The 11,239-nt window shown below is 47.2% G+C and carries 8 protein-coding genes; 4 read left to right on the top strand and 4 right to left on the bottom strand.

Annotation, left to right across the window (positions count from 1 at the left end; genetic code table 11):
- Positions 1-202 precede the first annotated feature (202 nt).
- From pfkA to VN429_RS05430, 4 genes are all read right to left on the bottom strand, one after another.
- Positions 203-1,186 carry a 6-phosphofructokinase gene (pfkA, locus tag VN429_RS05445; protein WP_325630661.1) on the bottom strand — a complete coding sequence of 328 codons (984 nt, stop codon included), beginning with the start codon at positions 1,184-1,186 and terminating at the stop codon, positions 203-205.
- A 71-nt stretch (positions 1,187-1,257) separates the two neighbouring features.
- Positions 1,258-4,716, bottom strand: a complete 3,459-nt coding sequence (locus VN429_RS05440) for a LytS/YhcK type 5TM receptor domain-containing protein (RefSeq protein WP_325630659.1) — start codon at positions 4,714-4,716, stop codon at positions 1,258-1,260.
- A 145-nt stretch (positions 4,717-4,861) separates the two neighbouring features.
- Complete coding sequence (locus VN429_RS05435) at positions 4,862-5,380, bottom strand: DUF6790 family protein (protein WP_325630657.1); 519 nt, start codon at positions 5,378-5,380, stop codon at positions 4,862-4,864.
- 89 nt (positions 5,381-5,469) lie between these two features.
- Positions 5,470-6,315: a pirin family protein gene (locus VN429_RS05430; protein ID WP_325630654.1), complete on the bottom strand. Its 846-nt coding sequence runs from the start codon at positions 6,313-6,315 to the stop codon at positions 5,470-5,472.
- A 52-nt stretch (positions 6,316-6,367) separates the two neighbouring features.
- On the opposite strand from VN429_RS05430, the gene VN429_RS05425 reads away from it, so the two are divergent.
- The 4 genes from VN429_RS05425 (at position 6,368) to VN429_RS05410 (ending at position 11,221) form a co-directional block, all read left to right on the top strand.
- Positions 6,368-7,117 carry a C39 family peptidase gene (locus VN429_RS05425; protein WP_325630651.1) on the top strand — a complete coding sequence of 250 codons (750 nt, stop codon included), beginning with the start codon at positions 6,368-6,370 and terminating at the stop codon, positions 7,115-7,117.
- 183 nt (positions 7,118-7,300) lie between these two features.
- Entirely contained in the window at positions 7,301-9,334 is a 2,034-nt protein-coding gene (locus VN429_RS05420) for a PocR ligand-binding domain-containing protein (RefSeq protein ID WP_325630649.1), read from the top strand.
- Positions 9,321-10,838: a response regulator gene (locus VN429_RS05415; RefSeq protein WP_325630647.1), complete on the top strand. Its 1,518-nt coding sequence runs from the start codon at positions 9,321-9,323 to the stop codon at positions 10,836-10,838. Before VN429_RS05420 ends, VN429_RS05415 begins: the two co-directional genes overlap by 14 nt.
- A gap of 59 nt (positions 10,839-10,897) precedes the next feature.
- Positions 10,898-11,221, top strand: coding sequence for a hypothetical protein (locus tag VN429_RS05410; protein ID WP_325630645.1), 324 nt, complete (start codon positions 10,898-10,900; stop codon positions 11,219-11,221).
- Positions 11,222-11,239: the final 18 nt, after the last annotated feature.

Below are 11,239 nucleotides of genomic sequence, written 5' to 3'. Positions count from 1 at the left end.
TGGACATATTTATACATTTTTGGGCGAACCCAATATCAGGACAACGGACAATGTTCTCCTCATGAATGGCTCATCTTTTAGACTGAACTCTCCAGGCTTGTTAAAATAGATTTATCTGTTTATATTCCTGGCCCAAAACCGGGATATCCCTCTTCAGAATGGAACCTGATGGTTAATTCAAGGAATAGAGAAATGAGAGGAATTAGAACCCTGTAAGAATCCGAGAGAGAACAGCCATTCGTGGATCTGTTGTTTGTTGTTTCCCAATTACATCGCTGAACGGCTGGAACACAACTTCTCTCTTAATCTCACCCACCATCACACCTCCCTGACCGTTAAGGAGGGCGTTTACTGCTGATACGCCGAGCTTTGCAGCAAGCACTCGATCACGTGATGTCGGGCTGCCCCCTCGCTGGGTATGACCAAGTACACAGACCCGCGATTCCATCTTTATCCTGGCTGACACCTGCTTTGAGATCCCGAAGCTGCATCCTGGATGATCTCCTTCAGCTACCACGACGATGGCATGGTGTTTTCCTTTTGTGAAGAGGGATTCCAGATGTAAGCAGAGTTCTTCCACTTCCTGATGACCGTCATGAAGGACCAGGTATGCAGCCCCTCCTGCAATTCCCGCCTCAAGAGCGATGAAACTGCTTGTATGTCCCATCACCTCGACAAAGAAGAGACGACCGTGGGAGATTGCGGTGTCACGAATCCTGTCGATAGATTCTAGAGCGATATTTACGGCAGTGTCAAACCCGATAGAAAAGTCGGTACCTGCAATATCGTTATCGATGGTTCCGGGAATTGCGATGATCGGGATTCCTGTCTCCTCAGAAAGATAGTTACCCCCTTTGAATGATCCGTCCCCGCCGATCAGTATCAGACCGTCGATCCCTTTCTCAAATAGTTGATCCGCAGCTTTCTGCCTGCCTTCAGGTGTTCTAAATTCATCGCTTCGGGAGGTTCCGAGAATAGTACCTCCCTGGTGAATGATATTTCCCACGTCATGACGCTGAATCTTGTAGATATCTCCGTCGATCATGCCAGTGTATCCACGCCGGATTCCGTATATCTCCACACCTGCGTAAACACCTGCCCGGTATACTGCCCTGATACAGGCATTCATCCCGGGAGCGTCGCCTCCTGATGTAACAACGGCTATCCGCTGCATCTTCACTCCCATGGATATCCAGTTCTGTTGATCACCTATATAGTGATATTCTTCAGATCTGGCGGGGTTGATAAGATCTGAATTCAGCCCTGCCAGGGTGTCAGACTGATGTGGATCAGAAGATTACTCTCGCTGTGGGTCTGACTGATTTTTCCCCCGCTGATCCGGCACTCTTCAAAGAAGGATACCAGGCTTTCCTGGGCTGGTGGCCATCCCGGCCCTGATCCCAGGCAGTCAAGTGTGAGCAGGAGATCTGTCTCTTGCTTTTGGCATGATAGTCTGATGCTCTCAGCTCCTGCAACTCCAAGGTTCTCAAGAAGTGATATGAGGAAGTCCTCGAATCGATCCCTGGCTATACAGACCACTGGAATATTTTCATTTTGATCAAATGAGATTGAAACGGTTTCAAATATGGGAATATGGGCAAGGCGGGTTACAAGCAGCCTGATGTACAGCTCCGGATCATCACTGGCCTCAAGAAACTCTTCGTCAGTGACCTGCTGGTTGGTCAGATCGTCAAGGATAGACCTGATAAAACCTGAAAGTTCGACATGGTCTTCTCTCGGGACCGGTTCCTCTCCTTCAAGGAGTGCGAGATAATCCTGGTACAGCCGGTCAGCACGTCTGATCAGTGATGGGTGAATAATACGGTCCAGCCCTTCTCTTTTGATAATCCTATCTAATTTTCGTGTTATCTGCCCTGCTTTGAGTGCAAGTTCAAGATCGTCACGGGTTCCTTCCTTGTGAAGATTTGAGAACTGGCTAAAGTCTTCGAGAAGATCATCGATGAGATCAGTGCTGATAAGGGTCCGTACCTTTCGGGCGATCTCTTCTTCACCGATCTGGCTCATGATGAACTCTAGTGAGAGGAGTCTGCCCGAGATAATGGTGAACAGGCCGCTCAGGCGTTCCATTGTCTCACTCGAGAGGATGGCAAGTTTCTTTTCCTGGATACGATCCTCTGCAGCGTTTCCGGTTCGACTTATTGAGAGGAATGAAATCGTCTCTTCCCTGATGATAAACTGAAAGAGTATCAGTCCGGAGACTGGAAACAGAACATTAAGAAGAAATGTACCCGGGACTAGTTCATTGGTTATCTCACCGGTTACAAAGAGGAGGAGGAATCTGAGCGAGCCGATGAGAAGGCCGATGAAGATAACCCGCTGGTATGTAAGATTCCGCCGCCACAAAAGGGCGAAAAGGCCGGCAAGTACACCTGAAATGATAGTGATCAGAGCACTGGCAGCCATATCAGGCCCACCTGTAACGAGTGCATATCCACCTCCCAGGACTCCTGCAGCTGCTCCGATGAAGGGACCGCCCAGGATACCGGCGATAGCAGGACCCAGATCAGGGAACTGGATTGTGATTCCCCATGGAGAAATGAACTCCATATACCCGTATGCAGAGAAGAGCCCGAAGATGACAGTCAGCCAAATCCGCTCGGTTATGGTAGTAGCACTGATGAGGATATCCTGAAATGTTCGCGACCTTGTAAGCAGAAAAATGATAGCACCAAGGACTGCAATCCTGTTCAGGAGGGGAACGCCGGTCTCACTTATCTGGCTGGAAAAGAGCACCCCTATCAGGGCAAACCCGATGATTAGGATTACTGCTCCCTGCTTTAGGAGCATTCCTGATTCCCATGCTTGTGACAAAGATTGTCTGATACCCACCGGGAAAGGATGAGCAACTGGCTCTGGATGTGTTTTTGTTCTTCTAGTCTTCTTCTCTTCTTCGATCAGGTATAGCACGATTACAAGGCCAATCACCAATGTTCCCAGGGTTGGGATAGTGATCTGGTGGAGTTCATCAATAGCATCTCCTGTTACCGCTGGTTTGACAGCCCAGACCAGTATAACCTGAATGAGTCCTGTAAATCCGGTGATTAATCCGAGGATAAGTGTCCTGCGTGATGCAAATGCATCCCGATACCTGGATACTAACCCAGCAAGACAACCGGCTGCGAGTGGAGGGATAACCTCAGCATACCAGGGAAGTGTTTCAAAACCAGGGGATCCATATCCACCGATTCCTGAAACTGCTCCGACAATGATCCCTGCGATTGGACCGCCAAGGAAAGCTGCAATGATCGGGATAAGAGTGCCAAAACTGATAGGGAGAGTGTCTATCAGGATACTTGACCTGGTTCCGTATATCCCGAGGATAGAGAAGATACATATGAAAAGCAGGAGGTCTCCCCTCCCAGGTTTATGGTCAAGTACCGGGGTAATCACTCCTGACCTGATGACGAGGTAGAGGAGTATGAGAAGTCCGAGCAGGTTTTGCACGAGTGGAAGGCCGACATCGTAAAAAACCTCTTCTCTAAAGAGAGCCATGAGCAGGTAGGCAAAGGTGCCTGCAGTCATGATAACAAACCAGAGGCGTGATCCACGTGCATACCGGGGCAGATGTGCGTCCAGGTACAGCATCATGATCCCCGTGAATGCAAACATGAATGCACCGAACGCAGAAGTGTAACTGAGAAGAGTCTTGGGATTTCCTGACCAGACTATAAAGAGCATAAGCCCGATGAACCCAGTGATGATAATCTGATAGGTTCGTTTTTCATTCCATCCCGAAACGCCTGTTGAACAGAGGATCGAAGCGACTGCACGTGCCCGCCCGTCTGCCCCGGTTATGAGCACACCAAAGAGGATGACATACCCGGTAAAGAAGAATATCACTGCCCCGTATGGAAGTGTGTTGAGTCCGGCAACCGCACCTGCAAAGAGGTCTTGTGCTCCTTTTGTGTAATACCCCATTGTGAAGAAGGCAAGGGTCATCAGTCCGGTGATGAGAAATGCAATTCCCTGGGTAATCCTGACATTTCGTATCTGTTCTGCATAAAATGAAGCACCGTGGCGAAGACCGATCTTTTCCCTGAGCCATATTGAGAAGATGAGAAGGTTCAGACCCGAACCAACTGCACCCATAATCGGGATTATCTCGGTAACCTGCCCACGGGAGGCTGATGGAATGAGTCCGGCAGCCATGGCCTCGAATGGGATAGTGATTCCAAGAAATGTATAGATAACCCCGCCGATCATCACTGCAGCAAAGAAGAGGACAAGTTTCTCAAAAAGTGTGAAATTCTTTTTGATCAAGAGCGGCAGGATGATAAACAGGGTTATTGTGGCGAGTATCTCGCGTGAGCAACTGATTGGTATGAGTTCCTGAAGAAACTGTGCTGAAAAGAGGGCAAGACCGCCATATCCGATCATCTCGAGCACATAAATCAGGACCATGAAGAAGACTTCCCAGTTTTCAGGACCGGGAAAGCCGTGCATACCATCAAAGATGTGTTCACCCTTGGCAAGTGTATACCTGGCCAGTCCCTCGACAAGGACATATTTATAAATGAGAACCAGGATAGCAAGCCAGAGAAATGAAAATCCTGTGAGGGTTCCAGCATTTACTGCCTCAGGAAATCCCCTGCCGCTGATAGAAACGGCAAGCATGATACAGGGGCCGAGGAAGAAGATGAGGTCAGTGAGAGTGGGAAGGGAGAATTGGGTGAGTGAGTGGAATTTTGTGGTCATAGGGGATTTTCGTTCCCGGTATGGTATTTGGAGCAGTAATAAGAGTCAATGTCTCCGGGTAAAAATTATGCCAGTCCGGTTTGTCCTGGCAATATTTGCCTGACTTTTCTATCACCCGGATGCGGTCCCGGGTTCTCTCTGCCCGTCATCTGCGCAAAGAGGGCTGTGTCTTGTGTTTTTGCAACCATTCGGAGAGTAGATAAAGGCCGATGAATATCACCGGCATGCAAAGGTCAAGCCAGAGTACAAGGCCTGCGTTGTTTTCCGAGAGGTTCTGACTCGATATGATCTGCCAGATATGGCCTATCCCTGCTCCCATCATGAAAATGGCATATGCTATCAGGGGTGCTATCCTGAATGTTCCCGGGATTAGGAGAGCGAGGATTCCAAGCACTCCAATAGCCAGGTTCGCAAGGGCGACCTCCTGCTGAAATGGGTTTCCGACAGGCCATCCGATACTCTGTGCCACGAGGTCTGCAAAGAGGGTATGACCAATAAATGCCCAGATTCCTCCGATACCTATGATTACCAAAAAAGCCCAGTTTAAAAAAATTTCAGCTCTCCGGGCATTATCAGCCCGTGGTCGTTCCCGTGATATCTGAACGAGAGCCCCGATTATGGTGATGGCAATAAAAATGATGGGAATGAACTCTGACACCGACATGAAAAGGAGGTCGGCAGGATGGTTAATAATAATGACTGGTGGTTTGCATAAATTCCGAACTCAGTTCATGTCCAGCCTCAATGGGCACTTTAGGTTTTTATGAATGTACCGTCTTCGTACTCTCTGAAGGCCTGCTCTAGTTCCTCCTGTGTGTTCATCACAATCGGACCTCCCCATGCAATTGGTTCTTTTATGGGTTTTCCAGAGAGAAGGAGCAGGCGGAACGGTCCGTTTACTGCCTTGAACTGTACATGATCGCCCTCGCCGAACAAGACCAGATCCCTGTTTTTGAGTACCTGTCCACCTGGTCCGCAGGTTCCTGTTCCTGCAAACATGTAACAGAAGACTGTGTACCCACGTGGAACCTGGTGCAGGAATGTTCTCCCATCTTGAAGTGATATATCAAGATAATCGGGATCTGCAACAATATCCTTTATGGGTCCTTTTATTCCACCATATGATCCTGCTATCACTCTAATGGAAACTCCCTGTTCAGGTGAGATCAATGGAATCTCCTCTGCAACTATCTCCTGGTACCTGGGATGTATGAGTTTCTCTGACCTTGGAAGGTTTACCCAGAGTTGAAACCCTCCCATCTTCCCGTTTACAGGTTTTGGCATCTCCTGATGAATAATACCTGACCCAGCTGTCATCCACTGGACTGCACCTGCTCCGATGGTTCCGGCATTGCCCATGCTATCACCATGTTCAACCATCCCTTCAAGCATGTACGTGACGGTTTCAATCCCCCGGTGAGGATGCCAGGGAAATCCTCTGATATAGTCATCAGGATTATCACCTCTGAAATCATCGAGCATCAGGAAGGGGTCAAACATAGGAATCTGGTGATATCCAAATGCCCGGTGAAGCCTGACTCCTGCTCCTTCCATCGTCTCCTGAGCATGCAAAATATGTTGAGCAGTACGGATCAGCATGAACTAGTCACCTCTGTATGATACCATAATGGTTTCTCATCCAGGTACCTGTATGATTATTAGCCAGGTGAACAATGGTAAATACATGCTAAAAACCCGGACTCTTTTCTTTCTCATCCTATTGTGTGCTGGTGTGGGGACAGTTCAGGCATATTCTCTGAACATCAGTGATCTCATGGGTGGGGCAGCTGCATACAAAGGACTTGGGGATCATCCCGATTCAGAATGGTATACTCCGTTTTCAATCAATGCATCGTCTGATGAGAATCTTACGTTAATTAAGGTACCTTCAGTGCAGCAATCTACCGAGATTACGTGTGGCTCTGCTGCTGCTTTAGATAATCTCCTCTATTATGGCAGTACCGGTGACGAGATGAGCATGGCTGAAGAGATGGGAACTGTACCGGTGTACGGGGCCAATGTTGTTCAGATGGCTAAATTATTTACAGACCGGGGATGGACAGTCCATTCCAGTACAACCGATGGTGATGGTGATCTTGCCCTGCTTCAGAACAATCTCAAAGCAGGTGTGCCCACACTCGTGGCTTGGGCTGACTGGGGAGGACACTGGATGGTGGTCACGGGGTACGACACCATGGGGACTGATACAGTTGTTGATGATGTGATCATATTTGCTGATCCATATGATGTTACTGACCACAATCAGGATGGATACTACCGATTCCCTGCAGCACGGTTTTACTCGCTCTGGTTTGTTCCTCACTGGTATCCTGACAAAGATTCTGTGAGGCCCTGGCTTACTGCAACTCCTCCTGCCCCAATCTCCAAAAGCCATGGGTAATCAGGATCGCTGTAACCAGAAGATGTGGCTTGAACCCCCCTCTTTATCTTCTGTTATACATTTACAATACCTTAAATAGCAAGATGCTCCTCATTCTCTTCATTGACTCATATCCTGCCTTCTGTGGATATGAATTACTCTCGGTCATACGGTTAGCAGGAAATACAGGCCCGGTTTTATCAAATGGACTATCAACTCAGTGATCTGATCAACATTGACGAACTACAGGGCCTGATGGATCATCTCTATTCAGTCAGTAGATTTGCAACCGGCGTCATAGACAACAACTCGGTTATTCTCACAGGAAATGGTTGGGTGGATCTCTGTACCAAGTTTCACCGTGTTCATCCAGTGACCCTGAAACGGTGCCTGGAGAGTGACATACAGGTTCTCGGGCACATGCAAGAGGCAAATCCATCCTATATGTACAAATGTCATAACGGGCTCGTGGACGTTGCAACCCCTATTATCATTGACGGCAAACATCTGGCTAACATCTTTATCGGACAATTTTTCCTTGAGCCTCCTGACCTGGAGTTCTTCCGGGGAATGGCACGCGAATTTGGGTTTTCAGAAGAGGAATACCTGAAGGCAGTTGAGGATGTTCCGATTCTGACAACTGATCAGGTGAATCAGAATCTTGCATTTCTTCGAAAAGTAACTGAGATGCTCGGTGAGATGGGGCTGACTCAAAAGAGAATCCAGGAGGCTGAACGTCTTTTGAAGGAGGCCCATGACTCACTTGAACAGAAAGTTATAGCGAGAACCGCTGAACTCGCCGTAGCAAAGGAGAGGGCAGAGGCTGCAAACAGGGCGAAGAGTGAGTTTCTTGCCAACATGAGTCATGAGCTCAGAACTCCGATGAACGCAATTCTTGGATTTTCCCAGCTCATGCAGCGGGATTCCTCTCTCAACCCGGAACAGCGGGAGTACATACAGATCATCAACCGGAGCGGTACCCATCTGCTTGCATTGATCAATGAGGTACTTGAGATATCAAAGATAGAGGCACGGCGTGTCACTCTGGAAGAGACCTCGTTTGATCTTCATGAACTTATCAGGGACATGGAGAACATGTTCAGGGTCAGAACTAATTCAAAAGGTTTGTATCTTCAGGTTATTGGACTAGATACCATACCCCGGTATGTCTATGCCGATGAAAGTAAAATCAGGCAGGTTCTGATAAATCTCCTTGGTAATGCAGTGAAATTTACTGAACATGGTGGTGTCCGTGTCAGACTTGAAGTTAATAAAAGAGAAGATACTGCTGCTTTGCTCAACATCTCTATTGAGGATACCGGAATAGGAATTGCGGATGATGAGCATGATCTCCTGTTCAGATATTTTGAGCAGACAACAAGCGGAAAAATGTCAAAGAGTGGAACCGGTCTAGGCCTTGCCATCAGCAGGGAATATATCAGGCTTATGGGTGGAGATATTTCTGTTGTCAGCCATCCTGATAAAGGAAGTATCTTTTCCTTTTCTCTGCCTGTCATGATTGCTCAAGCTCCTGCTCCCAGTGACCTGGAGAAGCAGGGTATCGTGCTCAGGCTCAAGTCCGATGTTCTGCCTCCAAAAGTTCTGATCGTTGAGGACAATGAAGAGAACCGGACCTTTCTTGAGACACTGCTTAAACAGACTGGTTTTACTGTCCGGACTGCAACAAACGGAAGACAGGCCATCTGTGAAACTGAAAAGTGGCATCCTGATTTTATCTGGATGGATATCAGAATGCCTGAAATGGATGGTCTTGAGGCGACCAGGCAGATCCGATTGCTTCCTGAATGCAAAGATCTGGTGATTGTTGCGCTGACTGCCTCGGTCTTTGAAGAAGATAGAAAGAAGATCCTGGACACAGGATTTGATGATTTTGTCAGTAAACCCTTTCTTGAAGAGGAGATATTCGAGATGATAGCAACGCATCTTGGGGTTGAATATGATCTCTTCCCCGAGAGTCCTGATAAGATTCCGGGAGTTAAAACTGAACTCAATGCTGAAATGCTTCTTGAGATTCCCTCTTCATTGCGTTCAGCACTCTCAAATGCAGTAATACGACTTGACCGGGTGGAGATCGCCATGGTTGCCAGGCAGATAAGAGATGAGTTTCCTGATGTTGGCAGGATCATAATGGGTCTTGCTGATACTCTTGATTTTGACCGGCTTATCCACTGGCTTGATGCAACAGAAAAACTGGAGAGATATAATGAATCAGTCTGAACCTTGCGGTCCGGCCCAGATCCTGGTTGTTGATGACTCCCCGGGCAGCCTGAAACTTCTGACCGATATCCTGTCAAAACCGGGATATCTTGTCAGGCCGGCTCCAAGTGGCAGACTCGCTCTTCGATCTGTTGATGTTGAGATACCTGATCTTATTCTTCTTGATGTGATTATGCCTGATCTTGATGGGTATGAGGTCTGCAGACAACTGAAGAATAACCCAAAGACAACTTCGATTCCGGTCATCTTTATAAGTTCCCTTGAAGAGCCTGCTGATAGAGTAAAAGGGTTTGATGTTGGGGGTGTGGACTTTATCACAAAACCGTTCCAGTCTGAAGAAATTCTGGCCCGGGTTCATACTCATCTATCTCTTCATCAGCTTCAGAAGCAGATGAAGACACAAAATGTTCTGCTTGAAGAACAGATTCAGGAGCGAAAGAGGAATGAAGAGGAACTGAAACAGTATCAGAAGAATCTTGAACAGATGGTACGGGAGCGAACTGATGAACTTGACCAGTTCTTTTCCCTAACTCTTGATCTTCTCTGCATTCTCTCTAGGGATGGAAAGTTTATCAGGTTAAACCCTGCATGGGAATCTGATCTTGGATACCCGCTTGGGGATATTCTCTCTCATAATTACTTGGATTATGTTCATCCTGATGATCTGGAACGAACCAGTGATATGGGAAAAAGAGCAGTTTCAGGAAGGATAACCAGCTTTGTTAACCGATACAGACACAGGGATGGATCATACCGATCCCTTGAATGGTCTTCCATCTCTTCCGGCAATCGCATATTTGCTTCAGTACGTGATATAACCGAACGGAAGAATGCTGAATATTCGCTCCATTATGCACGAAAGAAATTAAACCTGCTGAACCAGGTTGTTTTTAGCGATATTCAGAACTATGTCTTTTCGCTGACTGGTTTTCTGGATCTGCATCAGGAACTGGTTACTGATTCAAAGCAGGCATATTATCTGGAGAATGAGCGAAAAGCAGTTGACAAGATCCTCCGGTCTCTGAACTTTGCGAAGATGTACCAGGATATGGGCATCAAACCCCCTGTCTGGCACCAGGTATCCCAGACTTTTCTCTATGCTATCTCTCATCTTGATTTTTCACAATACAATCGTGAGATTCAGGTGAACGGTCTTGAAATCTATACTGATCCTCTCCTTGAGATGGTTTTTTACATCCTCGCTGAGAACGTGGTGAAGTATGCCCACTCTGCAACTCTCGTCAGACTGAGTTATGAGATCGGTCCCGAAGGGTGTATATTGGCATTTGAGGACAATGGGGTGGGAATTGAAACTGATCTAAAAGAGAAGATCTTTGAACAGTGGTATGGTGAACAAAAGGGGATGGGTCTCTTTCTTTCACGTGAGATACTGGCTATCACCGGGCTTTTGATACGGGAGGTCGGAAAACCCGGGTCTGGTGCACGGTTTGAGATTTTGGTTCCCAATATGATGTTCAGGAAGGTAATTTTTGATGAGGGGTAAATATCCTCTGGATTTTTGTTTGCAGTACATTCATATTATTTGAGACTAATGAAGTTGTGATGGATTCAATCCGCTACTCTCTGGTGTGTATCAGTCTCCTTGTGATTGCAAGCATGGGTCTCACAACCGGGTATGAAGTTGTCGGTTCAATTGAGAATGTCACAAACCACTCATCCCAGATCCCAGGGTTTAGTACTATGAATACTTCAAATAGCACGTTTCAGGAGTCTGATGGTCTTTATGTAAACAATACATCGTGCGAAATTCAGTTGGATAATAACACGATCGATAAACGGGTGACGGGTCCCGGTCTTCCACCTCCAGGGTGGGAACTGGATGCCAATCTTCCTAATATGAGTGATAATTCTACGAAAATAATTTGAGCAGTGGGTGTCACAGGC

Origin of the sequence: Methanospirillum sp. (genome assembly GCF_035560735.1) — an archaeon.
Classification (GTDB): Archaea; Halobacteriota; Methanomicrobia; order Methanomicrobiales; family Methanospirillaceae; genus Methanospirillum.
The sequence above is the reverse complement of the archived record's forward strand: the minus strand, read 5'-3'. Positions and strand labels throughout refer to the sequence as shown.